A 24,526-nucleotide genomic window follows, 5' to 3' on the forward strand; every position below is an offset into this window, starting at 1 on the left:
TAAATCCCCGGCAGTGTAACGCCCTGCCCCGAAGCTTCGGGCGCCGGGGCCGGCCCGGGATATGGCGAAGGAACGGACGTCCGGTCCGCTTGCCGCCATTCGTCGAATCCGTTCACATCGGCCGAGTTCCGGTTGCCGGGCGGCGCGTGCTGCGATAGTTCGTCTGGGCAGGACGGCGGGTCTCGAGGCCCGCGAGCGCCGACGCGAGCCTGAAGGCCGCAGTCCGCAAAAAGAAAGACATCGCCATGCCTCCCTATCGCTCCCGCACCACCACCCACGGCCGCAACATGGCGGGCGCGCGCGGCCTCTGGCGCGCCACGGGCATGAAGGACGAGGATTTCGGCAAGCCGATCATCGCCGTCGCGAACTCCTTCACGCAATTCGTTCCCGGCCATGTGCATCTGAAGGATCTCGGCCAGCTCGTCGCGCGCGAGATCGAGAAGGCGGGCGGCGTCGCCAAGGAATTCGACACGATCGCCATCGACGACGGCATCGCCATGGGCCACGACGGGATGCTCTACTCCCTGCCCTCGCGCGACCTGATTGCGGACAGCGTCGAATATATGGTCAACGCCCATTGCGCCGACGCGCTCGTGTGCATTTCCAACTGCGACAAGATCACCCCCGGCATGCTGATGGCGTCGCTACGCCTCAACATCCCCACGGTCTTCGTCTCCGGCGGTCCGATGGAGGCCGGAAAGGTCGTGCTCGGCGGCAAGGAGCACGCCCTCGATCTCGTCGACGCCATGGTCGCGGCCGGCGACGACAAGGTCTCCGACGCCGATGTGGCGACGATCGAGCGCTCGGCCTGCCCCACCTGCGGCTCCTGCTCGGGCATGTTCACGGCGAACAGCATGAATTGCCTCACCGAGGCGCTCGGCCTGTCGCTGCCCGGCAACGGCACCACGCTGGCGACCCACGCCGACCGCAAGCGGCTCTTCGTCGAGGCCGGCCATCTCATCGTCGATCTCGCGCGCCGCTACTACGAGCAGAACGACGAGAGCGTGCTGCCGCGTTCCATTGCGAGTTTCAAGGCGTTCGAGAACGCCATGATGCTCGACATCGCCATGGGCGGCTCGACCAACACCGTCCTGCATCTTTTGGCGGCGGCGCATGAGGCCGAGGTGAATTTCACCATGGCGGACATCGACCGCCTGTCGCGCCGCGTGCCGGTGCTGTGCAAGGTCGCGCCCTCCGTTCCCGACGTGCACCTCGAAGACGTGCATCGCGCCGGCGGCATCATCGCCATTCTGGGTGAATTGATGCGCGCCGGCCTCCTGCATGGCGACCTGCCGACGGTGCACAGCGCCTCGGTGAAGGACGCCGTCGCGCGCTGGGACGTGACGCAAACGACGAGCGAAACGGCCAGAACCTTCTTCCGCGCCGCGCCCGGCGGCGTGCCGACGCAGGTCGCCTTCAGTCAGGAACGCCGTTTCGACGCGCTCGACACGGATCGCGAAAAGGGCGCGATCCGCGACGCGGCGCACGCCTTCTCCAAGGATGGCGGCCTTGCGGTGCTCACCGGCAATCTGGCGGCGGACGGCTGCATCGTGAAGACGGCCGGCGTCGATGAATCGATCCTGAAATTCGCCGGGCCGGCCCGCGTCTATGAAAGTCAGGACGCTGCGGTTTCCGCAATTCTTACGGGCGACGTAAAGGCTGGCGACGTGGTGGTGATCCGCTACGAGGGGCCGCGCGGCGGACCCGGCATGCAGGAAATGCTTTATCCGACGAGCTATCTGAAATCGAAGGGCCTCGGCAAAGCCTGCGCGCTCATCACCGACGGCCGTTTTTCGGGCGGCACTTCGGGACTGTCGATCGGCCATGTTTCGCCCGAGGCGGCGGAAGGCGGAGCCATCGCGCTCGTGCAGGACGGCGACCGTATCGAAATAGACATTCCGGAACGCAGAATTACGCTTGCCGTAAGCGATACGGAGCTCGCCGCGCGCCGCGCCGCACAGGCGGCCAAAGGCTTCCAGCCGGCCAAGCCCCGCCAGCGCAAGGTCTCCAAGGCGCTGCGCGCTTATGCGGCAATGACGACAAGCGCGTCTCGGGGCGCGGTGCGCGAACTGCCGTAATCGCGGACCAATCTCCGCCAGTCGCGCAAGTCCGCCGGGGCGATTGCATCCCCCGGCGGGACAAACGCCTTCCATATTCGGGACCGCCACCCACCCGCGCCACGGCGCCGCCACATCGGTGATTTAGAACTAGCGTTAACGCATTGATGACGCATAGACTGCGCCGCAATCGCTTTTTTTGGACTGGTTTGCTTGTGGCGGCGCTGAAAAAGTTTCTTTCCCTCGAGATGGTCAGCCTGATCATGGCCTTCGCCATTCTGGCGCTGGCGGGGCTCGTCACCATCCGGACTGACGAATACCGGCGCAACGCAGGCGCATTGGTGCGTCATACGCTATTCGTCGAGAGCGCCCTGCAGCGCCTCTATGCGACGATCCTTCGCGAGGAAAGCGACGAGCGCGGCTACCTGCTAACCCGGGACAAGAAATTCATCAACTCCAACGGGGATATTTCAGGAGTCGCCGAGCAGGAACTTACCGGCCTCGCCCACCTCGTTTCGGACAATCCCGAGCAGGTCAAACGAGTCGATCAGATACGGCCGATCCTGGAGGAGCGTCTGGGTCTTCTGAAAAGAAAGCTCGACCTGATGAAGGACGGCCGATTCGACGAAGCGGCGGAAATCGTGCGAGGCGGGCGAGGCAAGGCGCTGATGGATCAGATCGACGGCCTGATCGCAGCCATGATCATGTATGAGGAAACCCGCTATCGGCAGCGGGACGACGCCTTGAGACGCGCAAATGACAATCTGCAAAGCGCAATCGTGTTCATGACCTTCGGCGTCGCGGCCGTTGCGGGATTCGCGATCTTTCTCACGCACAAGCAGATGAACGCCCTCCGCACATCGAGCGAGTCCCTGAAGTCCGCCTACAACAGGCTGCTCGAGGAATCGACGCGCCGGGAGACGCTCGAAGCGCAATTGCGCCAGTCTCAGAAACTGGAGGCGCTGGGCCAACTTACGGGCGGCATCGCGCACGACTTCAACAATATGCTCGCCGTGATCGTGGCGAGCCTGAATATTCTCCGCCGGAAGCTCGATCGCAAGGAGGATGGCGGCGAGCAGATGATCGATTCCGCGCTGCAGAGCGCCGACAGCGCGGCCGGTCTCGTGCGGCGCCTGCTGGCGTTTTCCCGCATCCAGCCGCTCGCGCCCACGCCGCTCGACGCCAACAAATTCGTGTCGGACATATCGAAGATGCTGAAGCGTGCGCTCGGCGAGAACATCAGGCTCGAAACCGTCCTCGCCGACGGATTATGGTCGACCCGTATCGACGCCAATGAACTGGAAAGCGCGTTGCTCAATCTCGCGGTGAACGCGCGCGACGCCATGCCGAACGGCGGAACGCTCACCATCGAGACAGCCAACCGCGCCCTCGACGACGCCTACGCCGCCGAGAATGTTGACGTGAAAACCGGCGATTATGTGCTCGTCTCCGTGACCGACACTGGCGAAGGCATGTCGCCGGAGATCGTCGCGAAAGTCTTCGATCCATTCTTCACGACCAAGCCCGCGGGCAAGGGCACGGGGCTCGGCCTTTCGCAGGTGCATGGATTCGTGAAGCAGTCCGGCGGGCACATCAAGATCGTGTCCGAGCCCGAACGGGGCACGACGATCAAGCTCTATTTCCCGCGCCATCTTGGCGACGCCGCAGCGGAGAGGCCTTCCGCGATCCCGGCGCAGGTCAATGGCGACCCGATCGACTTCCTCCTCGGTCAGCCGTCGGAAGTCATCCTCGTCGTCGAGGACGACGAGACTGCGCGTCGCGTCACCGTCGAGGGCATGCGCGAACTCGGCTACACAGCAATAGAAGCAGGCAGCGGCCAGGCGGCTCTGGACATTCTCGAGACGCGGCCGGATGTGACGCTGATGATCACCGACGTCACCATGTCGGGGATGGATGGCGTCGCTCTCGCAAAGGAAGCGCTCAAGCGCCGACCGAAACTTCGCGTTCTCCACATATCCGGCTACATGCCCAACACACTCGGGAATGACGGTCTGCTGAACAAGGACATCAATCTGTTGTCCAAGCCATTCACGCTGGAGCAGATCGCGCGCAGGATTCGCGAGACGATCGACGCGGTCTGACGGGGAGGCGCAAGCGTCTCACGACTCACCCTCCGCCTTGAGCGGCCGCATCAGCAACGACTCGATCGCCGCATCGACGCTGAGACGCGAAACGAGAATGGCGTCCACCGCTTCCGCGATCGGCATTTCGACGCCCGCCGCCTGCGCAAGTTCCACGAGAACATGCGCCGTGAAGGCGCCTTCCGCTAGCTTGCCATGCGACGCGTCCTTCGGCGCCTCGCCCTGCCCCAACGCCTGCCCGAGCGCGAAATTTCGCGACTGCGCTGAACCGCAGGTCAGCACGAGATCGCCGAGACCCGAAAGGCCCATCAGCGTTTCCTGCCTCGCGCCCAACGCGCGCCCGAGCCGCGTCAGTTCCGCGAAGCCGCGCGCGATCAGCGCCGCATGGGCGCTGGCGCCGAGCGCGCGCCCCGCGGCCATTCCGGCGGCAATGGCGAGCACATTCTTCGCCGCGCCGCCGATCTCGACGCCACGCACGTCGGTCGAGCGATACAGCCTGAACATGCGGGTGGAAAGTTCTTCGCAAAGCCGCTGCGCCAAAGCGTCTTCCCCGGCGGCGAGCGTCACCGCAGTCGGCAACCCCTTGCAGACGTCGGCCGCGAAACTCGGCCCCGACAGCACGGCGATGCGCGCGCGCGGCAATTCCTCGGCGACGACCTCGCTCATGAACTTGCGGCGGTCGCGCTCGATGCCCTTTGCGCAGATCACGAAAGCCGCGCCGTCGCGCAGATGCGTCCGAACCGCGCGCGCTGTTTCGCGCATGGCTTGCGCGGGAACCACGGCGAGAACGATTTGCGCTTCCCTGACGCACGAAAGATCCGGGGTGGGCGCAACGGCTGCGGCAAGCGGCAGGCCGGGAAGATGACGCCGGTTCTCGCGATGGCGCGCGAGCGATTCCGCATGCGCGGGATCGCGCGCCCACAATGGCGCCCGCTCGCGTCCCTGCGCGGCGACATTTGCGAGCGCGACGCCCCACGCGCCGGCGCCGAGAACTGCGACTGTTTCCCGCGTCATCTCATCCCGATCCGCTGATTGTCGGGGCGCGCCCAGAGAGACTCGAACATCTCGCGGAAGCGCGCCGCCGCTTGCGGGCTGTCTATAACGATAAGGTCGTTGTCCTGATAGACTTCGCCGGACACGGAAAAATTCGCCGAACCGCTGCGCAACACGCGACCATCGACCTGATAGGATTTCAGATGCATGAGGTCGCGCGAGCGGCCCTTTTTCCGCACCTCGAGATTGGGCGCGCCGGCGATGGTTTCGATCGGCGCATTGCGGCCCATTTCCTCTCCGTCGAGATAGACGCGCACTTTCACGCCGCGCATGGCGGCGCGGCCAAGTTCGCTGGTCAGCGCACGGTCCGTCAATACATAGGCGGCCATGTCGATTGAATGACGCGCGCCGCCGATCAGCTGGGCGTCCACAGACTCGAAATCCGCGCCGGGTCCGTAAAACACGCGCACGCCGGCGTATGTCGGCTCCTGCGAGAGGGGTCCGGCCCGTTGCGGCTCCGGCGCGAGCAGGAAGGCCGCCAACGCCGGCATGAACAATCCGCGCACCCGCTACGCCTTGCCGTGGTGCGCCTCGCTCGCGGCGGCGTCGAGCGGCCAGCGCGGCCGCGGCGCAAAGGCGAGATCGTCGGTGAAGCCGCGCTTGAATCGCTCGAGCCCCGCCCACGCGATGATCGCGCCATTGTCCGAACAGAGATTGGCGGGCGGCGAGACGAAGCGGACGCCGCTTTCCGCGCAAAGCCGCGTCAGCGCGCGGCGGATGGCGCCATTGGCGGCGACGCCGCCTCCGATCACGAGACCATGCGGACGCCCCTCGCTCTCCGTGAAGAGGCGGATGCCGGCGCGCACGCGATCGACGATGACGTCGACGATCGCGGCCTGAAAGGACGCCGCCAGGTCTTTCACGTCGGTCTCGCTCGGCGAGCCAATTTTCAGGATTTCATGGCGCACGGCGGTCTTCAGGCCGGACAGCGAGAAATCCGCGCCGCCGCGGCCGAGCATCGGGCGCGGCAGGTCGAAGCGGTGAGGATCGCCTTCGAGCGCAAGCTTCTCGATCTGCGGTCCGCCCGGGTAAGGCAGGCCGAGCATCTTCGCGACCTTGTCGAAGGCCTCGCCCGCCGCGTCGTCCACGGTCGAGCCGAGGCGGCGATATTCGCCGACGCCCTTCACGGCGACGAGTTGCGTATGCCCGCCGGAGACGAGCAGCGCGAGAAATGGAAATTCGAGATGGTCCGTCAGCCGCGCGGTGAGCGCATGAGCTTCCAGGTGATTGACCGCAATGAAGGGCTTGCCGGAAGCGAGCGCGAGCGCCTTCGCCGCCGTGAGCCCCACCAGCACGCCGCCGATCAGCCCGGGCCCCGCCGCCGCCGCAATGGCGTCGACGTCGGCAAGCTCGATCTTCGCCTTGGCCAGCGCGCGGACGATAAGTCTTTCCAGCACGTCGATATGGGCGCGCGCGGCGATTTCCGGCACGACGCCGCCGTAGGCCGCGTGCTGGGCGATCTGGCTCAGAACTTCGTTGGAGAGGATTTCACCGCCGTCGCCGCCGAGACGATCCGACACGACGGCCACCGCCGTTTCGTCACAGGTGGTTTCGATGCCCAGAACGCGCATGCACACTCCTTAGGCGCGAAACACGCCTTTTTGACGCCGGCGAAAGCCAGGGCTCGCGCCGTGCGGACAACCCCCGCATTGCCGCAACTTTAGGAGATTATGGTTTGCGATTGGTTTACGCGAAACTACTGAATCCCTGTATACATTTGAGCGCAATCGCCCTCACAGCCCCGCGAGCTTCTTGAAGAGCGCCTCAACCAGCGCCGCCGCCGGATATTTGAACAGGAAGAGCGGAAGCATCGGCGCCAGCGAGGCGCCGAGGATCGAGATCACCAGACGCGTGCTGAACGGCGCCCAGCGCATATTGCGCACGACCGCCATGCTGTTCCCGAGATCCGCTAGCGATTGTAAATCGGGCGTTCCGAGCAAGGGCTCGTCGGGCGTCGTGTTCAACCATTTCTTCTCGAAAGCATTCACATATCGCGCCGCGAGTTCCGAATAGTCGCTCAGGGCCTTTTCCTGCGCCGTCCGCAGCTTGAAGGCGAAGAGGCAGGGCGGGCCGAGAAAGAGAACCAGATCCACGAATATCGTGATGGCCAGGGCCGGATAGATCACCTCGAACACCGTCCTGCCGGTAGAGATTTCCTCGGCGAATGACGCGGCGACGACGATCGAGATGGAAAAAACCAGCGCCGCGAAATGCATTTGCACGACTTCAAGATAGCCGAGCCCGCCCGCGCCGTCGGGATGCGCGGGGACAAGGCGCAGGTCCATCCGTGACAGGCGCCAGACGAAGCCCCACCACAGGGCGATCCGCCACAGCCAGCGAAACATCAGGAAACGAAAGAGCGGCAGGCAGACGATCCAGTACCAAAGCCCCGCCAGCGGCGCGTCGCCGATCACGCGCCCCGGATCGAAGGATGACGTCCTACCCGAAATATGAAGCTGCCCGGCAAAGATTGATAAAGCCACGGCGGCAAGCACGCAAACGGCGTCGGAAAACCACGAGTCCTTCCATCTGACGGTGCGCGCGATTTCATTTTCCAGCAACGGCGACTGGTCCTCAGGCACGACGCCGGATCGCACGATGAGGCCGATAAATTCCCGCAGCTTCGCATCGACCGAGGTTTCGCAAAGGAAGAAAAGCGGAATGACGATCAGCAGGCGCACATGGCCGGCAATCACCGAGAGAGAAAACAATTTGTCGCCGACGCCCTCGACCATCGCCAGCGCGATCATGACGAGCCATGGCAGCCAGCCGAGCGCCAACCCCAAAGCTATCGTGTTGTCTTGTCCGCGCACGAGGCCGAAGCGCGCGCCGAGCCGATGCAAGGGGCCGCCGAGCAGCGAGAAGTCGTCGAGACTTCCACTTCCCGTCGTTGGTGAAGCTGAAATGAATGAAGTCATCATCCGCCCTCGCGTGACGGCGCCAAATTACATTTGATGCGCGAAATTACATTTTCAGAAACTACTTACCGAAACAACAGGGGAAATTTCCCTTCATTCTCGCCACGGTCAAGGCAGGCTCGCCGCTCCAAGCTATTCCCTCACTCCGGCGCAACGTCGGGCGTCCGCCATGCGAGATGCTGGCCGCTGTCCACCGCGATCATCTGGCCCGTAACACTCTTCGCCTTGGCAAGAAAGACGACGGCGTCGACCACGCCTGTCACATCCGCGGCATGGCCGAGCGGCACGCCGCGCGATTCCAGCTCGAATTCCTTCTCGCCCAGCGCCTCATTGGGAAAAACCGGCCCCGGCCCCACGGCGTTCACTCGGATGCGCGGCGCATAAGCCTGCGCCATGGTGCGCGTGGCCGTCCACAGCGCGGACTTGGCCAAAGTGTAGCTGAAGTAACGCGGCGTCAGGCGCCATACGCGCTGATCGATGATGTTGACGATGGCGCCACCGACGCCGGGCGGCAAAGCTGCGGCGAAGTCGCGCGCAAGCAAAAGCGGCGCGCGTAGATTGATCGCCATGTGCCGCTCATAAAGGTCGAGCGAAAAATCCCCGGCGGAGTCGACCTCGAAGATCGAAGCGTTGTTGACGAGAAGCGTCAGCGGCCCGAAGGCGTTCGCCGCAGCATCGATCAGGCGCCCGGTCGAGGCGGCGTCGGCAAGGTCCGCGACCGCGACTGCCGCGCGGCCGCCCTGTGCACGGATAGCGTGCGCGGCAAGCTCCGCGTCTTTCTCCGAGCGGGGCGACGCGTGCAGCACGACCGACCGCCCCTCGATCGCAAATCTTCCGGCGATCGCGAGGCCGATGCGCCGCGACGCGCCCGTCACGAGAACCGGTCCGGCGTCATTGTTCCCTGCTTCGCTCATCGTCGCCTCGCCACCTTTCCGGCGGGGCTTCCCATGACGCGGACGCGAGGTCAACGCTGTCCGCGCATTTGTAAATTTGGACCGATTCACCAAACATTAGCTAATATGGACTGGCTCTCCAGACAATTTTAGAAACGCCTTTAACGATTGCGGCAAGCTCACATGATGTTGAACTCAAACAATCCAAATTCTGACAAAAACAATTCTTGCACGAATGCTTTTGCCATCATCGGAAGCCAGGGCGGAACAATAATTCATTAAGCTGAATGTTCACAATTGAGAACATTCGATCTGCGGAATTACACGCACAAGACATCCGCCGCAGCTCGATACGTCGCCGGTCATCCAGCGCGGCCGTGGGAGTCGTTGTTATGAAAAACAAAGTCGCCGCCCTGCTCGCCCCCTTCGTCCTTGCGGCGGGCCCCTCCCTATCCGCAGACCTGCCGCGCGGCGCCGCTCCACCGCCAGGCGACTATGTCGCCCCGCCGCCGGCTTTTGTCTGGAGCGGCTTCTACGTCGGCGTGCATGGCGGATACGCCTTCAGCTCTTTCGAAGACGACGCCAATACTCTCATCGGCGGCGCGGACGGCGGTCTCATCGGCGTCACCGGCGGTTACAACTATATGGTCACGCCGCAATTTCTGCTTGGCGTGGAAGCCGATTTCGCCTTCACGGGCGTCAGCAAGTCGAATGCGCCCTTTTTCGGCGTCATCGCGCGCGGCGAAGTCGACGATATGTTTACGCTTCGCGGGCGCGCCGGCTACTCGATCGACCGCGCGCTGCTTTATGTGACCGGCGGCTTTGCGGCGAGCAAGAACGCCATCGGCCTTACGACACCCTTCACGGGCTTTTACGGCTATCAGGCGACGTTCCAGCCCGGCTGGGCCCTCGGCGCGGGCGTCGAATATATGATCACCTCAAATCTGTCGGCGAAGGGCGAATATATTTTCACCTCGACGGGATCGGACAGCTATTTCGATTTTTCGCCTAACGCACTGACTTCCGCGGTGAATACTTCGTCGATCAAGGGCGGACTGAACTTCCATTTCTAAAAAATCGGGAGCAACTGAGAGATTATGCCCGCGCGAATGTCGCATCCGGCGACCGAGGCGCTAGATTAGGCTTTGGCGGGCTGAAGCGTCACGCCGAGGGCGTCTTGATCAGGAGATTTTTGCGATGGGGATTTTCGATTTTTTCACGGGCAAGAGCAAGGCGGCGCCGGCTCCGGCGGGCGCGACCGACACGAGCGCGGCGCCGGCCGACGCACTAATGGCGGAACTCGCGAGCCACGGCTTCGACACGTCGGGAATCGACATCGAGGTCGACGGCGGCAAAGTCACGCTCAATGGCGCGGTGAACTCGCGGGCGGAACTGGAAAAGATCGTCCTGGCGGTCGGCAACACCAAGGGCGTCGCGCAGGTCGAGAACAATCTCATTGCGCCCGACGCGGACCCCGAGGCGCCGTCGGGCGTGCATGTGGTCGTGGCGGGCGACACGCTCTGGAAGATCGCGGAAACCTATTACGGCGCCGGTCAGGGCGCGCGTTATGAAGAGATTTTCGAAGCCAACAAACCCATGCTGAAGGATCCCGACAAGATCTATCCGGGTCAGCGCCTTCGCATTCCGGGCGTGAGCGGCAAGGTCGCAGTCGCGAGTGCGAGCGGCTGGGCGCCTCCGGCCGAAATCGCCGGGAAGGTGAAGCAGGGATAACGAGACGCCCGTCATTGCGATTTTGAAAGGACGATCCTGACGCCTCCCCTCGGGTCCGGATCGCTCTGGCGCCCGGCGCCTCGCAATGACGGGCAACTTTATCGATTGGCCTTACGCCTTCGTCGCGTCGAAGGCGGGCACCTTCTTCGCGAACTCGGCAAGCCAGTCGACGAGTCGTGGGTGCGTCGCGCGCCATGCGCCCTCGAACCGCAGATCGAGATAGCCGAGCGCGCAGGCCACGGCGATGTGACCGATGTCCGGCGCGCCGGACGGCGGCGCGGCTTCGAGAGAAGCGAGCCCCCTGTCGATCTTGCCCTGCTGCAATTCGATCGCGGCGGGATCGCGCAACGCCGCGGGGCGCGTCGTCGTCTCGTAACGGATGAGCAGCGCGGCGTCGTTGATTCCGTCACCCAGCGCTTGCAGTCGCAACGCCTCGAAACGGCGCGACGGTTCCGCCGGGATGAGTTTGCCGCCGCCAGCGACATGATCGAGATAATCCGCGATCACGCGACTGTCATAGAGCGCGGCGCCGTCCTCCAGAATAAGCGTCGGAATCTTCCCCAGCGGGTTTTGCGTCCGCAAAGTGTCGTTGGGATCGGCGGTGGTCGCGGCGACGATTTCGATGCGGTCGGAGAGTCCCAGCAGATCGGCGGCGATGCGGATTTTGCGCGCATAAGGCGAGGCGGCGGAATAGCGGAGGATCATCATGTCGGTCTTCTTTCGTCTTCGCGGTCTATATAAAACAGCTGAAGCGCGGCGCGAATCGAGCCGCATCGGGGAAAATCATCATGTCTCATGACGCGCTTTTTGCGCCTTTGAAAGTCGGTGCGCTGACCCTGCCCAATCGCATTTTGATGGCGCCGCTGACCCGCTGCCGCGCGGAGGACGATCACATAGCCGGCGCGCTGATGGCGGAATATTACGCGCAACGCGCCTCCGCCGGCCTCGTCATCGCCGAGGCGACGATGGCCATGGCCAATAATTCCGCCTTCTGGCGCGAGCCCGGCATATATTCGCAAGCGCAGATCGAGGGATGGCGGCGCGTGACGGACGCCGTCCACGACAAGGGCGGGTTGATCGCGCTGCAAATCTGGCACGGCGGCCGCGCCTGTCATCCGCTATTGAATGACGGCGCCATACCCGTCGCGCCGTCGGCCATTGCGATCGCCAATGGCGCGGTCAACACGCCACAGGGCGCTCAGCCCTATGTGACGCCGCGCAAATTGCGCGACGACGAAATACCGGGGATCGTCAAGGGCTTCGAGGCGGCGGCGCGCAACGCGAAAGCCGCCGGCTTCGACATGGTCGAGTTGCATGGCGCCAACGGCTACCTCCTCGACGAGTTTCTGCGCGACGGCGCCAACAAGCGCAGCGGCCCGTATGGCGGCCCGATCGAGAATCGCGCACGGCTTATATTCGAGGCGCTGGAAGCGGTGATCGCGGTCTGGGGCGCGGATCGCGTCGGCCTGCGCATCTCGCCGCTCAACAGCTACAACGGCATGTCGGACGGCGACCCCGTCGGTCTGACCGCGTGGCTGGCGAAAGAGCTCGACAAGTTCGGCCTCGCCTATCTTCATGTGATGCGCGGCGACTTTTACGGCAAGCAAAAGGGCGACGTGATGACGCCCGCGCGGGAGGCGTTCAAGGGCGTGCTGATCGGGAACATGGGCTATCGCGCCGACGAGGCCGACGCGGCGATCCGCGACGGCAAGGTCGACGCCGTGGCCTTCGGCGCAGCGTTCCTCGCCAATCCCGACTTCCCCGCGCGGATCAAGGCGGGCGCGCCGCTGAATGCGCCGAAAGCGGCGACCTTCTACACGCCCGGCGCGGAAGGGTACACCGATTATCCGGCGATGGGCGGCTGATTCATTCGCCCGTCAGCCACTCGATCTCGAAATCCGCGCCTTCGCCCTGCGCAAGGCGCGGGGCAAGAAATGCGAGGATGTCGCGCGCCTCCTCCTCGAAAACGAAAGGCGGGTTGATGACAACCAGCCCGGTGCGGCGTAGCCCTTCGCCGCCTTTCGCGACCGCGAGCGACAGGCGCAACGCGCGCTTGATGTCATTTTTCCCGAATGCGTCGTTGAAATTACGTTCCGCATAAGGGTCTTTTGACGGATGCCATAAGGCGTATATGCCCGTCGGCCATTTTCTGTAGGCGCTACGGAAGGCGGAAAACATCGCCTCGAACTCGTCCGTGCGCTCGAAAGGCGGATCGATGAGCACGAGCCCGCGCCGCTCCTTCGGCGGCACATAGGCGCCAAGCCCCGTGTAGCCGTCGATGTGGATCGTCTTGATCCGCTCGTCGCGTCCGAAGCGATAGCGCAGCGCTTCATGAGCGTCCGGGCGCAATTCGCAGAAGATGGCGCGGTCCTGCGCGCGCATCAGCCGCGCGGCGATGGCTGGCGAGCCGGGATAGACGAAAGGGCGCCCGTCCTCGCCGAACGGCCCTACGCAATCGAGATAAGGCGCGAGCAGCGCGCGCGTCTGGTCGCTCGCCTCGCTCATGTCCGCAAGCCGGCCGACGCCGCCGCGCCATTCGAGCGTGCGCTCGGCCTCCTCGGCGGCGAGGTCGTAGGCGCCCTCCCCCGCATGGGTGTCGATGACGCGAAAGGGCGCGTCCTTGCGCGTGAGATAAACGAGCAAGCGAGCAAGCAGCGCGTGCTTGAACACGTCGGCGAAATTGCCGGCGTGGAAAGCATGGCGGTAATTCATGCGAAACGGATTCCGTTGATGGCGCCGTCTTGGGCCGTGAGCCTTGCGGCCCTCGGCCCAATTATTACTCCAGCTATCACATCGGCGCCGGGACGGAGATCTCGCGATTGTGGCAACCGCGTTGCACGACCTCTGGACAGGCGCGGAAATCGCGCAGGTCTTTCGAGAGACAGATGCGCACTTCCTCGAACACGCCGCGCCGGCAGGCGACCGCCATCATGCCGGGCCGGAGGCGCGGATTGGCGTCGTAGAAGGCGCGCTCGATGTCGATCGGCGTAAAGGTCTGCGCCTGTTTCGGCTTCACGAACAGCGGCGGAATCGTCACCGCTTCCCTCGCGCGCGCGACGTCGGCGAAATAATCGCTCGGGCTCTTGCCGCTGCATGTCCCGTGCTTTCGCCATTCGTAACGCGCCAGACGCTCGTCCGGAAAAACGCCGTTGGCGCGCTCCAGCGCGATGCGCGAGGGGCTGCGCGGCCCGGCGCAATCGCTCGGGAAACCGCGCTCATATTGCGGCCAGAGGCCATGGACGACGAAGCCGAGGCCCTTCCCCGGCTCGCACTGGTCGCGCGCGCCTTCGATATATTCGCAGAAGCCGGGCGACCAGCTCAGCGCCAGAACATAGAAATCGAAATCGCGCGAGGGCGCGCCGCTGCGGAATTCGCCGCCGCCCGAGCGCTCCCCCTGCGGGCGGGCCTGCTCGACAGGCGGCCGTTGATCGGCGCAATTGTCGAGGATGCAATCGTCGCGGGCGACGGCGGCGTTCTCGAGCGCCGCCAGAAACACGGCGACAGCGGACATAAAAAGGACCTGCGCGGCGCATTCACGCAGCGCGGAGACAGACGCTTTACGGACTGGCATTTGACGAACGACTTTCGGAAGGGCGAAACGGAAGCCGCCGGTCAGGGGCCGGCGACCCGGCAATTCGGACTGAAGGCATGGTTACGGTCAAGCCCCTCGACGCACCAGGTCACGCCGAAGCCGATGCCGAACATGCCCAGCGACTCGCCGATGTTGTAGACGACATGGCGGCGCTGGCCGTCGTTGAACAGGGCCTCGCCCTCGCAGTAGCGGCGCGGGATATAGCTGCGCCCATGCGTGCGGTAGCCGGTCTCCGACACGCGGTCGAAGCTGACGATGGCGAGCGTGGAGCCCCAATATTCGCTTTCGCGATGCGCGAAAGTCGCCGCTATGTCCCCGAAAACCAGTGAATCCGCGCAGGGCGGAAGATTGCCCGGATATGGCAGGACGCGCTGCTCGGCGGGGGGATTGGGATCGCGTAGCGTGGGGCCGGCGAAACCCGGCGTCGCGCCCAACGCCATGAGCGCCGCCGCGGTCAGTCCCCTCGACAAGGTTCCGATTGCTGGATCGCGGCGTCGCATTCCTATCTCCCGACGATGCATGAGTCGGCGCGATTGAGGCGAAAAGCCCCTCCTGCGTCAAGCCGCATTTGCACGAGGCGACGATCGGTCCCTATATTCCCTTCATGAGCGCTGAACGAACCCGCAAATCCTTCTCCCCGCGCCGCGCGCTTGCGGCGTTCCTACTCGTCATGGCCGCGCTGGTGATGAGCGCGCCGGAGTCTTTTGCGCAGGATCCGTTCTCGGATTTCTTCGGCGGTCTCTTCGGCGGCGGCGGCGGCGGCGGACAGCGTTCGGCCCCCTCACGCCCGCCCAGCCAGCCGCGTGTGCGGCGCATGATGCCGCATCAGGAAAATCGCGCGCCCACCTATTGGCGCGGCGGAGAAGCGCGCGCCCCCCGCCGCGCGGCCAAACGGACAGAGGGCTCCGCGGCGACGCCGGGCGCGGAGCAGACGACTACGGCGCCCGCGGTCCCGCCGTCCTATTTCGTCGCCGTGATGGGCGATACGCTGGGCATTCTGCTTTCCAACGGACTTCAGGAAGCGTTCAGCGACAAGCCCGACATCGCCGTTCTGCGCAAGGGCAAGGAGAGCTCCGGCCTTGTGCGCGACGACTTCTACGATTGGCCCAAGGCCGCGCGAGAGCTGGCGGGCGGATCGCAGAAAATCGACGTCGCCGTCATGATGATCGGCAGCAACGACCGCCAGACGCTGCGTCAGGGGGCGGACGCCCTAGATCCGCTGTCGCCGAAATGGCGAGAAATCTACGCCGCCCGCGTCGACGCCATAGTCGCCGCCTTCAAAGAAAAGAAAATCCCGGTGGTTTGGGTGGGCCTGCCGGTGATGAAAAACGAAAGCTATTCGGCCGACATGGCCAAGCTAAATGAAATCTTCCGCGACCGCGCCTCCGCGAATGGCGCGGTCTTCGTCGACCTGTGGGAGGCGCTCGCGGACGAGCGCGGCCAATACAGCGCCTTCGGTCCAGACATCAACGGCCAGATCGTCAAGCTGCGCTCCGGCGACGGCGTGCATTTCACCGAGGCCGGCGCGCGCAGCGTCGCGCATTTCGTCGCCAGCGAAGTGAAGAAGCTCTACGACGCGCGCAAGCCGGCGGAGCCCGCGCCCGCGTCGGGACAGCCGACAGCAACGGCGCCCGCCGGACAGGACGGACAGCCCGCCTCCCAGACGGCGGGCCATGGCGCGCCGAATGGGGCGCCGGTGGTCTTCCGCTCCCCTGTCGCGGCGCCTGTCTCTCCCGCGCCAACGCTTCCCGATCGCCCCGCTATTGGTCCGACGCAGCCGCTGAATGCGGTACCGGCGACAGCCGGCGGCGAACTCGCGCGTCGGACCCAGGCCGCGCCGGCCGCCGACGCAGGGGCGCAGGCGCTGACGCGACATGTGTTCGTGGAAGGCGGCGACCAGGCGCCGCGGCCAAATCGCGCCGACGATTATTCCTGGAAGCCGTAAGCGCGCCGCGCACATCCCGGAGCAAACCGGGGATCGGCGCATGTTTACAATTTTCGTTTGCAATTCATTTACGATTGTGCGTCAGCGCACGGAACGATTTGCCCGCCTCGCGCATTCTCCAAGCCACAGGGGAATTGAGGAGCAGGGGTCATGTCGTTCGTTCCGTCGTCGCAGATCAAAACAAGGGCGCAGCGTGTTCTTTCCGTCGCGGCGTTCGCCTTGGTGGCGGGCCTTGGCGCGAGCGGCGCACAGGCTGACGATCGCGGCTTCATGGCGCTCTTCGAGGACGAGCCGCCGGCGCAACAGGAAATGACGGCCTATTACAGCGACCAGCAGCAACCGGCCGCCGCTTATAACCGCGGTCAGGACGAGACACGCCTCGGCCGGGAATATCCGTCTTCGACCCGCGAAATCATGCCAGATCCAACCGAGGAAAAGCCCGGCACGATCACGGTCGACACGCAGAACCGCTATCTCTATCTCTCGCTGCCGAATGGACAGGCGGTGCGTTACGGCATCGGCGTGGGCCGCGAAGGCTTCACCTGGAAGGGCCGCGTCCGCATCGGCCGCAAGGAAAGCTGGCCGGACTGGACGCCCCCGAAGGAAATGCTGAAGCGCCGCCCCGACCTGCCCCGGCACATGGCCGGCGGCGAAGACAATCCGCTCGGCGCCCGCGCCATGTATCTCTACTCGGGCAACCGCGACACGATGTTCCGTATTCACGGCTCCAACGAGCCCTGGACGATCGGTCAGGCCGTCTCTTCGGGCTGCATCCGCATGACGAATGATGACGTCACGGATCTCTTCAGCCGCGTGAAGGTGGGCACTGCCGTCGTGGTGCTCTGACGGACCTCTCCCCGCAAAAGAAAAGCCCCGGTTTTCGCCGGGGCTTTTTTATTGAGCTGCGCGGCTCTTACTCAAGATTGCAGCTGAAGACGAAATTAGTCAGCGCGGAGAAGGTCACCTGGATCGCGACCCAAATGCCGATCAGCGTCCAGCCCAGCTTCTTCTGCTCGCGCCCGTAAAGGAACGCGCCCGCAAGAGGCAGCAGCAGGAAGAAGAACTGCCATGGCTGGCTGACGAAAGTATCGCAATACCAGAGATTCAATTTCTCGCTGACCATGTTTCCTCACCTTGGCAGATTTGTTTCGCCCATCAGATGGGCGTCCACCGCGTGAGCGCACTGGCGCCCCTCGCGGATTGCCCATACGACGAGAGATTGGCCGCGCCGCATGTCTCCGCACGCGAAAACCTTCTCGCGCGACGATTTATAGGCGCGCGTATCCGCCACGACGTTGCCGCGGTTGTCGAGATCGACGCCAAGTTGCTCCAGCATTCCCTCATGCACGGGAGAAACGAAACCCATGGCGAGCAGCACAAGATCGGCCTTCAGCATAAATGAGCTGTCGGGCGCTTCCTGCATCTTGCCGTCGACATGGACGCAACGCAGGCCCTTCACCGCGCCGCCTTCCCCGACGAATTCCTTGGTCAGAACGGAGAACTCACGTTTCGACCCCTCTTCGTGGGAGGAAGACGTGCGCAGCTTGAGCGGCCAGTCGGGCCAGGTAAGCAGCTTGTTTTCCTTCGCCGGCGGCTCCGGCATGATTTCGAGCTGCGTAACCGAAAGCGCGCCATGTCGCACCGAAGTGCCGATGCAGTCGGAACCGGTGTCGCCGCCGCCGATGACGACCACATGCTTGCCGGTTGCGAGGATCGGCTCATTGGTCGTGAGCGGCTCTCCAGAGACGCGGCGATTTTGCTGCGGCAGAAAATCCATGGCGAAATGCACGCCGCGCAGCTCACGCCCCGGAATCGGCAGATCGCGCGGCTTCTCGGCGCCGCCGGCGAGAATCACGGCGTCATGCAGTTCGACGAGATCCTGCACTTTCGTGTCGAAGCCGACATTGACGTTGTAGTGGAACACCACCCCTTCCGCCTCCATCTGCGCGATGCGGCGGTCGATGAGGTGCTTCTCCATCTTGAAGTCCGGGATGCCGTAGCGCAGCAGGCCGCCGGCCTTGGCGAACTTCTCGTAGACATGGACCTCATGGCCGGCGCGGGCCAGCTGCTGGGCGGCGGCGAGGCCCGCCGGGCCGGAGCCGACGACGGCGATACGCTTGCCGGTCTTGCGCTTCGGCGGTTCGGGAACGACCCAGCCTTCCTTGAAGCCGCGGTCGATGATCGCGCATTCGATCGTCTTGATCGTGACCGGCTGGTCCTGAAGGTTCAACGTGCAGGACGCCTCGCAGGGCGCGGGGCAGATGCGGCCGGTGAATTCCGGAAAGTTGTTGGTGGAATGGAGGTTCGCGAGCGCGCGCTTCCATTCGCCGTGGTAGACGAGATCATTCCAGTCGGGGATCTGGTTATTGACCGGGCAACCGTTGTGGCAGAACGGGATGCCGCAATCCATGCAGCGCGACGCCTGATTGCGGGTCGCCTCTTCCGACAGCGGGATGACGAATTCGTCATAGTGGCGAATGCGATCGGCCGCCGGCTTGTATTTGCGATCCTGCCGATCGATTTCGAGAAAGCCCGTGACCTTGCCCATATTGCTTCCAAACCTTTCGCATCGGGCTCCAGCCGCGACCGGGGCTTTAACTTGCCCCGGTCGAGCGACCGGACACAAAGGCGAAATCCGCCAGCTTGCCGACAGCCGCCGCCACTGCGCAATTTCGCAAAAGTTCTAAACGCTTTCGCTCGCGCCGCGTCAAGCGGGCGCGAACGACCCATCGCTTTTCCAAGGCCCCGACGTGAGGCCACGCAATCGCTACGCTTGCCCGACACGCCCCGCCAAACCGCAGCGTCTCCCCTGCTGGCCGCTGTCGACGACGGGTCGACGATCCCTGAGACGGCCTGCTCTCCCCGATGGCATGAACGGATCCAACGATTGAAACTGCCAGGCTTGCAAAGAGCCTTGAGCGTGAACAATTCACGTCGTGGCTCCCAGGTTCGCATTACGGTGAAAAGCGGCCGGAGGAGCTGTTTTACCGGGAGGATATCATGCGTAGATCACTGTTTCTCGCCGCGGCCGGCGCGGTCATGCTGGCCATTTCCGGTCCGGCTCTCGCTTTCGATCACCACGACCATGACGCGCATCGGCATCACAGACGTGAGCTGAGCCGCCACCAGAACATTGGCGGACATCACCGCTATATGCACCGGGACTGGGGCCATCATGTTCACCCCCACCACCCCTGCCGCAACAAGCACGGCCATTGGATGTGCCGCTAGGCGAAGCCGCCCGATATGCGCCAGCGTCGAGGTGTTCCCCGCGCTGGCCGCATATCGCGGAAATTGCTTACTCTCCGGCGGCGGCAAGTCGCTCCGGCTTCTGCTTTTTCGCAGCCATCTCATTCAGCGCACGGCGATACTCGACCGGCATCACCTTGCGGAACTTCCCCTTGTAGACCGCCCAGTCGTCCAGGATCTGGCGCGCGCGGGTCGAGCCAGTATGGCGTAGATGATTGGCGATGAGCTGGCGCAGGCGTTCGGCGTCGAAGCGCGTCATGTCGCCCATGATGTCCACGCGGCCATGCGTCTCGAGATCGCCCGACTGGTGATAGGCGTCGGTCATCGCGGTCTCTTCGTCGCGCACCGGCTCCAGGTCGACCATCGCCAGGTTGCAGCGCGTCGAGAACGTGTCGTCCTCGTCGAGCACATAGGCGACGCCGCCGGACATGCCCGCCGCGAAGTTGCGGCCCGTCTGGCCAAGCACCACCACTACGCCGCCCGTCATATATTCGCAGCCGTGGTCGCCCACGCCCTCGACGACCGCAATGGCGCCCGAGTTGCGCACCGCGAAGCGCTCGCCCGCGACGCCGCGGAAATAGCACTCGCCCGCGATGGCGCCGTAGAGCACCGTATTGCCGACGATGATCGAGTTCGACGGCTCTATCTTCTGCGCTTGGCGCGACGGATAGACGATCACCTTGCCACCGGAGAGGCCCTTGCCGACATAGTCGTTGGCCTCGCCCTCGAGACGCAGCGTCACGCCGCGCGCGAGGAAGGCGCCGAAACTCTGTCCCGCCGTGCCGGTGGCGCGAATGTCGATCGTGTCTTCCGGCAGGCCGGCGTGGCCATAGATGCGCGCCACTTCGCCCGAGAGCATCGCCCCCGTCGTGCGATTGACGTTTCGGATCGGCGTCTCGATCGAGACCTTTGCGCCGCGGTCGAGCGCCGGACGCGCCTGCTCGATGAGCTTGTTGTCGAGGACCTTGTCGAGACCGTGGTCCTGTGTCGCGCTGTGGCGCACCTCGGGACCCTCGCCCGCCGGCTTGTGGAACAGCTTCGAGAAGTCGAGACCCTGCGCCTTCCAATGCGCAAACGCCTTCTGCTTGTCGAGCATCTGCATCTGGCCGACGAGATCCTCGAACTTGCGGTAGCCCATTTGCGCCATCAGCTCGCGCACTTCCTCGGCCACGAAGAAGAAGTAGTTGATGACATGCTCCGGCTGGCCGACGAAGCGCTTGCGCAGCACCGGGTCCTGCGTCGCGACGCCGACCGGGCATGTGTTGAGGTGGCACTTGCGCATCATGATGCAGCCCGCTGCGATGAGCGGCGCCGTCGAGAAGCCGAATTCATCGGCGCCCAGCAGCGCGCCGACGATGACGTCGCGGCCCGTGCGCAGACCGCCGTCGACCTGCACGGCGATACGCGACCGCAGATTGTTCAGCACCAGCGTCTGATGAGTCTCGGCAAGGCCGATCTCCCACGGCGATCCCGCATGTTTGATCGAGGTGAGCGGAGACGCGCCCGTTCCGCCGTCGTAACCGGAAATAGTCACGTGATCGGCCCGGCCCTTCGAGACGCCGGCGGCCACGGTGCCGACGCCGACCTCGGAGACGAGCTTCACGGAGACATTGGCTTTCGGATTGACGTTCTTCAGGTCGAAGATGAGCTGCGCCAGATCCTCAATCGAGTAGATGTCGTGATGCGGCGGCGGCGAGATGAGGCCCACGCCCGGCGTCGAATGACGCACCTTGGCGATGACCGCATCGACCTTGTCGCCCGGCAACTGGCCGCCCTCGCCGGGCTTCGCGCCCTGCGCCATCTTGATCTGGATCATGTCGGCGTTGACGAGATATTCCGTCGTCACGCCAAAGCGGCCGGAAGCGACCTGCTTGATCGCGGAACGCATCGAGTCGCCATTGGCCAGCGGCTTGAAGCGATCCGGCTCCTCGCCGCCCTCACCCGTGTTCGACTTGCCGCCGATGCGGTTCATCGCGATGGCGAGCGTGGTGTGCGCCTCGCGCGAGATCGAGCCGAAAGACATGGCGCCCGTCGAGAAGCGCTTCACGATTTCGCTCGCGGGTTCGACTTCATCGAGCGGCACGGGCTTGCGGCCGTCTTCCTCGGCGCTCTTGATGCGGAACAGGCCGCGCAGATTGAGCAGACGCTCGTCCTGCTCGTTCAACTCCCGGGCGAAGGCGCGATACTGGTCGCGGGCGTTGCCGCGCACCGCGTGCTGAAGCAGCGATATCGTTTGCGGCGTCCAGCTATGCGCCTCGCCGCGGATGCGGAAGGCGTAGTCGCCGCCGACGTCCAGGGCGTCGCGATAGACCGGCGCGTCGCCGAAGGCGAGTCGATGACGGCGCACCGTCTCCCTGGCGATCTCGTCGAGCCCGACGCCTTCGACGCGCGTCGTGGTGCCGGTGAAATATTCGTCGACAAACGCCTGCGCCAGACCGACCGCGTCGAAAATCTGCGCGCCGCAATAGGACTGATAGGTGGAGATGCCCATCTTGGACATCACCTTCAGAAGCCCCTTGTCGACGGCCTTGATGTAACGCTTGATCGCGGTCGCGGCGTCAACGTCCTTCGGGAAATCGTCGGCCGAGGCCGCGAGCGTCTCGAAGGCGAGATAGGGGTTGATCGCCTCCGCGCCGTAACCCGCAAGGCACGCGAAGTGATGCACTTCCCGCGCTTCGCCGGTCTCGACGACGAGGCCGACAGACGTGCGCAGACCCTTGCGGATCAGGTGGTGATGCACCGCCGCCGTCGCGAGCAGCGCGGGGATCGGAATGCGATCCGGCCCGACCATGCGGTCGGACAGGATGATGATGTTGTAACGTCCCGTGACCGCCTCCTCGGCGCGGTCGCACAGACGCTGGATCGCGCCGCGCAGACCTTCCGCGCCCTTGGCGGCGTCATAGGTGATGTCGATCGTCTTGGTGTCGAAGCTGTCCTCGACCATCCCGATCCAGCGGATCTTTTCGAGGTCTTCGCTCGTCAGGATCGGCTGACGCACCTCGAGGCGCTTCTTCTTCGCCGAGCCCTCGTGATCCAGGATGTTCGGACGCGGACCGATGAAGGAGACGAGGCTCATGACCAGTTCTTCGCGGATCGGGTCGATCGGCGGATTGGTCACCTGCGCGAAGTTCTGCTTGAAATAGGTGTAGAGCAGTTTCTCCTTGTCGGAGAGCGGCGACACGGGCGTGTCGGTGCCCATGGAGCCGACGGCTTCCTGACCCGTGACGGCCATCGGGAAGACGAGGAGATCGAGGTCTTCCTGCGTGTAGCCGAAGGCCTGCTGACGATCGAGCAGCGAGACATCGGCGCGCGCGGGACGCGGCTCGACGGGCTTGAGGTCCTCGAGCTGAATCTGGGTGCGAGCCAGCCATTCCTTGTAGGGATGGGAGTTCGACAGCTCCTTCTTGATCTCGTCGTCGGAGACGATGCGGCCCTGCTCCAGATCGACGAGCAGCATCTTGCCCGGCTGCAGGCGCCATTTGGTGACGATCTTCTCTTCCGGGATCGGCAGCACGCCCATTTCCGACGCCATCACCACCAGCCCGTCGTCGGTGACGAGATAGCGCGCGGGGCGCAGGCCGTTGCGGTCGAGCGTCGCGCCGATCTGGCGGCCGTCGGTGAAGGCCATGGCGGCGGGACCATCCCACGGCTCCATCAGGGCCGCGTGATATTCATAGAAGGCCTTGCGGTCTTCATCCATGAGGGGATTGCCGGCCCAGGCTTCCGGGATCAGCATCATCACCGCGTGAGCGAGCGAATAGCCGCCGCGCACGAGGAATTCGAGCGCATTGTCGAAGCACGCCGTGTCCGACTGGCCTTCATAGGAGATCGGCCAGAGCTTGCTGATGCCGTCCCCGAAGAGCGGCGACGCCACCGACGCCTGACGCGCGGCCATCCAGTTGAGATTGCCGCGCAGCGTGTTGATCTCGCCGTTGTGCGCGACGAAGCGATAAGGGTGAGCGAGGCGCCAGGACGGGAAAGTGTTGGTTGCGAAGCGCTGATGCACCAGCGCCAGCGCCGACACGAAGCGCTCGTTCTTGAGGTCGAGGAAATATTCCCCGAGCTGCGAGACGAGCACCATGCCCTTGTAGACGATGGTGCGCGTCGACACCGAAACCGCATAGAACTCGCGGCCGCCGTTGCCGAGCTTGTAGATTTCGTTAGAGGCGGCCTTGCGCGCCAGATAGATGCGGCGCTCGAATTCGTCGCCGTCCTTGATGTCCGGGCCGTGGCCGACGAAAATCTGCGCGTGATGCGGCTCGACGGCCTTCACCGCCTCGCCGAGGTCGCTCGAATCGATCGGCAGATCGCGCCAGCCGAGAACCGTCAGCCCCTCATCCTTGATCGAGGCGTCGATGATTTCGCGCGCCCTGGCGCGAGTGTCCGGGTCGCGCGGGAGGAAGAACTGGCCGATGGCGTAGTCGCCGGCCACCGGCAGATCGAAGCCGAGCTTCGCGCATTCCGCCTTGAAGAAGTCGTGCGGAATCTGGACGAGGATGCCGCAGCCGTCGCCGAGCTTCGGGTCCGCGCCGACGGCGCCGCGATGATCGAGGTTGAGCAGGATGCGAAGACCCATCTCGACGATGGCGTGCGATTTCTCGTTGCGCATATTGGCGACGAAGCCAACGCCGCAGGAATCATGCTCCTGCGAGGGGTCGTACATGCCCTGCGCCAGCGGCAGCGCAGGATCGCGCCCGATCGCGATTTCCTGCGCGGCGGCGACTTGCTCTGCGGCCTTCGTCTTCGCGACCTTCGTCATGGCGGCGTCTCCTCGACGTTACGCGACGCGTCCTCCCGCGCCGTCGTCCCGTCTCTCCTCTCGATCCAAAACTGCTTAGAGCAAGACCAGGACTGTTAGAAGCGCCCGCGCGCCCGTCCCGTCCTCGCTCCGATCCCGGCCGACTTTTCGCCGGCCAAATTCCGTGCGCCTCGCGCTTCCATCCGAGCGCCGCGCCCTGAAGGCAAGAGGCGCGCCAAACCGCTCGA

Annotated in this window: 20 protein-coding genes; 8 read left to right on the forward strand and 12 right to left on the reverse strand. The window is 64.4% G+C overall.

Annotated features, from left to right (window positions below; translation table 11 throughout):
- The first annotated feature begins 245 nt into the window (after nt 1–245).
- Complete coding sequence (ilvD, locus tag MET49242_RS06590) at nt 246–2,078, forward strand: dihydroxy-acid dehydratase (protein WP_036281619.1); 1,833 nt, start codon at nt 246–248, stop codon at nt 2,076–2,078.
- 194 nt (nt 2,079–2,272) lie between these two features.
- Nucleotides 2,273–4,159, forward strand: a complete 1,887-nt coding sequence (locus MET49242_RS06595; RefSeq protein ID WP_036287169.1) for a CHASE3 domain-containing protein — start codon at nt 2,273–2,275, stop codon at nt 4,157–4,159.
- Between the two features lie 18 nt (nt 4,160–4,177).
- On the opposite strand, the gene MET49242_RS06600 is transcribed toward MET49242_RS06595, so the two are convergent.
- From MET49242_RS06600 to MET49242_RS06620, 5 genes are all read right to left on the reverse strand, one after another.
- The gene (locus tag MET49242_RS06600) at nt 4,178–5,173 is read right to left on the reverse strand and encodes an NAD(P)H-dependent glycerol-3-phosphate dehydrogenase (protein WP_036281620.1); all 996 of its coding nucleotides are present in this window, start codon (nt 5,171–5,173) and stop codon (nt 4,178–4,180) included.
- Entirely contained in the window at nt 5,170–5,718 is a 549-nt protein-coding gene (locus MET49242_RS06605) for a phospholipase D-like domain-containing protein (protein ID WP_036281622.1), read from the reverse strand. Before MET49242_RS06605 ends, MET49242_RS06600 begins: the two co-directional genes overlap by 4 nt.
- A gap of 3 nt (nt 5,719–5,721) precedes the next feature.
- Nucleotides 5,722–6,783, reverse strand: coding sequence for a tRNA (adenosine(37)-N6)-threonylcarbamoyltransferase complex transferase subunit TsaD (gene tsaD / locus MET49242_RS06610; RefSeq protein ID WP_036281624.1), 1,062 nt, complete (start codon nt 6,781–6,783; stop codon nt 5,722–5,724).
- A 162-nt stretch (nt 6,784–6,945) separates the two neighbouring features.
- Nucleotides 6,946–8,133 carry a hypothetical protein gene (locus MET49242_RS06615; RefSeq protein ID WP_244430736.1) on the reverse strand — a complete coding sequence of 396 codons (1,188 nt, stop codon included), beginning with the start codon at nt 8,131–8,133 and terminating at the stop codon, nt 6,946–6,948.
- Between the two features lie 137 nt (nt 8,134–8,270).
- On the reverse strand, nt 8,271–9,044 hold the full coding sequence (locus tag MET49242_RS06620) for an SDR family oxidoreductase (protein WP_036287175.1): 774 nt from the start codon (nt 9,042–9,044) through the stop codon (nt 8,271–8,273).
- A gap of 371 nt (nt 9,045–9,415) precedes the next feature.
- Between MET49242_RS06620 and MET49242_RS06625 the strand changes: the two genes are divergently transcribed.
- Nucleotides 9,416–10,096: an outer membrane protein gene (locus MET49242_RS06625; protein ID WP_036281627.1), complete on the forward strand. Its 681-nt coding sequence runs from the start codon at nt 9,416–9,418 to the stop codon at nt 10,094–10,096.
- A gap of 124 nt (nt 10,097–10,220) precedes the next feature.
- On the forward strand, nt 10,221–10,754 hold the full coding sequence (gene lysM / locus MET49242_RS06630) for a peptidoglycan-binding protein LysM (RefSeq protein WP_036281630.1): 534 nt from the start codon (nt 10,221–10,223) through the stop codon (nt 10,752–10,754).
- Between the two features lie 111 nt (nt 10,755–10,865).
- Here the strand turns inward: lysM and MET49242_RS06635 are convergent, their stop codons facing one another.
- The gene (locus MET49242_RS06635; RefSeq protein ID WP_036281633.1) at nt 10,866–11,462 is read right to left on the reverse strand and encodes a glutathione S-transferase; all 597 of its coding nucleotides are present in this window, start codon (nt 11,460–11,462) and stop codon (nt 10,866–10,868) included.
- 80 nt (nt 11,463–11,542) lie between these two features.
- On the opposite strand from MET49242_RS06635, the gene MET49242_RS06640 reads away from it, so the two are divergent.
- Complete coding sequence (locus MET49242_RS06640) at nt 11,543–12,619, forward strand: alkene reductase (RefSeq protein ID WP_036281635.1); 1,077 nt, start codon at nt 11,543–11,545, stop codon at nt 12,617–12,619.
- Between the two features lies 1 nt (nt 12,620).
- Here MET49242_RS06640 and MET49242_RS06645 read toward each other — a convergent pair whose 3' ends face one another.
- From MET49242_RS06645 to MET49242_RS06655, 3 genes are all read right to left on the reverse strand, one after another.
- On the reverse strand, nt 12,621–13,466 hold the full coding sequence (locus MET49242_RS06645) for a 23S rRNA (adenine(2030)-N(6))-methyltransferase RlmJ (RefSeq protein WP_036281637.1): 846 nt from the start codon (nt 13,464–13,466) through the stop codon (nt 12,621–12,623).
- Nucleotides 13,467–13,542: 76 nt separating this feature from the next.
- Nucleotides 13,543–14,265 carry a ribonuclease T2 gene (locus tag MET49242_RS06650; RefSeq protein ID WP_051134474.1) on the reverse strand — a complete coding sequence of 241 codons (723 nt, stop codon included), beginning with the start codon at nt 14,263–14,265 and terminating at the stop codon, nt 13,543–13,545.
- 101 nt (nt 14,266–14,366) lie between these two features.
- Nucleotides 14,367–14,846: a hypothetical protein gene (locus MET49242_RS06655; RefSeq protein ID WP_036281639.1), complete on the reverse strand. Its 480-nt coding sequence runs from the start codon at nt 14,844–14,846 to the stop codon at nt 14,367–14,369.
- Nucleotides 14,847–14,914: 68 nt separating this feature from the next.
- Here MET49242_RS06655 and MET49242_RS06660 point away from each other — a divergent pair, with 68 nt between their 5' ends.
- Both MET49242_RS06660 and MET49242_RS06665 read left to right on the forward strand, forming a co-directional pair.
- Nucleotides 14,915–16,291, forward strand: coding sequence for an SGNH family hydrolase (locus tag MET49242_RS06660; RefSeq protein WP_244430738.1), 1,377 nt, complete (start codon nt 14,915–14,917; stop codon nt 16,289–16,291).
- A 150-nt stretch (nt 16,292–16,441) separates the two neighbouring features.
- Entirely contained in the window at nt 16,442–17,137 is a 696-nt protein-coding gene (locus MET49242_RS06665) for a L,D-transpeptidase (RefSeq protein ID WP_036281641.1), read from the forward strand.
- 67 nt (nt 17,138–17,204) lie between these two features.
- Here the strand turns inward: MET49242_RS06665 and MET49242_RS06670 are convergent, their stop codons facing one another.
- Together MET49242_RS06670 and MET49242_RS06675 are read right to left on the reverse strand one after the other, a co-directional pair.
- Nucleotides 17,205–17,414: a hypothetical protein gene (locus tag MET49242_RS06670; protein ID WP_036281644.1), complete on the reverse strand. Its 210-nt coding sequence runs from the start codon at nt 17,412–17,414 to the stop codon at nt 17,205–17,207.
- A gap of 6 nt (nt 17,415–17,420) precedes the next feature.
- On the reverse strand, nt 17,421–18,839 hold the full coding sequence (locus tag MET49242_RS06675; protein ID WP_036281646.1) for a glutamate synthase subunit beta: 1,419 nt from the start codon (nt 18,837–18,839) through the stop codon (nt 17,421–17,423).
- A 452-nt stretch (nt 18,840–19,291) separates the two neighbouring features.
- Here MET49242_RS06675 and MET49242_RS24785 point away from each other — a divergent pair, with 452 nt between their 5' ends.
- Nucleotides 19,292–19,522 carry a hypothetical protein gene (locus MET49242_RS24785; RefSeq protein ID WP_144259494.1) on the forward strand — a complete coding sequence of 77 codons (231 nt, stop codon included), beginning with the start codon at nt 19,292–19,294 and terminating at the stop codon, nt 19,520–19,522.
- Between the two features lie 67 nt (nt 19,523–19,589).
- On the opposite strand, the gene gltB is transcribed toward MET49242_RS24785, so the two are convergent.
- Entirely contained in the window at nt 19,590–24,299 is a 4,710-nt protein-coding gene (gene gltB, locus MET49242_RS06685) for a glutamate synthase large subunit (protein ID WP_036281651.1), read from the reverse strand.
- Nucleotides 24,300–24,526: the final 227 nt, after the last annotated feature.

This window comes from Methylocystis sp. ATCC 49242 (assembly GCF_000188155.2).
Taxonomy (GTDB): domain Bacteria; phylum Pseudomonadota; class Alphaproteobacteria; order Rhizobiales; family Beijerinckiaceae; genus Methylocystis.

Excerpts from the sequence above, each read along its gene's own strand:
- ilvD (WP_036281619.1), top strand. The coding sequence starts at position 246 with ATGCCTCCCTATCGCTCCCGCACCACCACCCACGGCCGCAACATGGCG.
- MET49242_RS06600 (WP_036281620.1), bottom strand. The coding sequence starts at position 5,173 with ATGACGCGGGAAACAGTCGCAGTTCTCGGCGCCGGCGCGTGGGGCGTC.
- tsaD (WP_036281624.1), bottom strand. The coding sequence starts at position 6,783 with ATGCGCGTTCTGGGCATCGAAACCACCTGTGACGAAACGGCGGTGGCC.
- MET49242_RS06615 (WP_244430736.1), bottom strand. The coding sequence starts at position 8,133 with ATGATGACTTCATTCATTTCAGCTTCACCAACGACGGGAAGTGGAAGT.
- MET49242_RS06620 (WP_036287175.1), bottom strand. The coding sequence starts at position 9,044 with ATGAGCGAAGCAGGGAACAATGACGCCGGACCGGTTCTCGTGACGGGC.
- MET49242_RS06625 (WP_036281627.1), top strand. The coding sequence starts at position 9,416 with ATGAAAAACAAAGTCGCCGCCCTGCTCGCCCCCTTCGTCCTTGCGGCG.
- lysM (WP_036281630.1), top strand. The coding sequence starts at position 10,221 with ATGGGGATTTTCGATTTTTTCACGGGCAAGAGCAAGGCGGCGCCGGCT.
- MET49242_RS06635 (WP_036281633.1), bottom strand. The coding sequence starts at position 11,462 with ATGATGATCCTCCGCTATTCCGCCGCCTCGCCTTATGCGCGCAAAATC.
- MET49242_RS06640 (WP_036281635.1), top strand. The coding sequence starts at position 11,543 with ATGTCTCATGACGCGCTTTTTGCGCCTTTGAAAGTCGGTGCGCTGACC.
- MET49242_RS06645 (WP_036281637.1), bottom strand. The coding sequence starts at position 13,466 with ATGAATTACCGCCATGCTTTCCACGCCGGCAATTTCGCCGACGTGTTC.
- MET49242_RS06650 (WP_051134474.1), bottom strand. The coding sequence starts at position 14,265 with ATGTCCGCTGTCGCCGTGTTTCTGGCGGCGCTCGAGAACGCCGCCGTC.
- MET49242_RS06655 (WP_036281639.1), bottom strand. The coding sequence starts at position 14,846 with ATGCGACGCCGCGATCCAGCAATCGGAACCTTGTCGAGGGGACTGACC.
- MET49242_RS06665 (WP_036281641.1), top strand. The coding sequence starts at position 16,442 with ATGTCGTTCGTTCCGTCGTCGCAGATCAAAACAAGGGCGCAGCGTGTT.
- MET49242_RS06670 (WP_036281644.1), bottom strand. The coding sequence starts at position 17,414 with ATGGTCAGCGAGAAATTGAATCTCTGGTATTGCGATACTTTCGTCAGC.
- MET49242_RS06675 (WP_036281646.1), bottom strand. The coding sequence starts at position 18,839 with ATGGGCAAGGTCACGGGCTTTCTCGAAATCGATCGGCAGGATCGCAAA.
- MET49242_RS24785 (WP_144259494.1), top strand. The coding sequence starts at position 19,292 with ATGCGTAGATCACTGTTTCTCGCCGCGGCCGGCGCGGTCATGCTGGCC.
- gltB (WP_036281651.1), bottom strand. The coding sequence starts at position 24,299 with ATGACGAAGGTCGCGAAGACGAAGGCCGCAGAGCAAGTCGCCGCCGCG.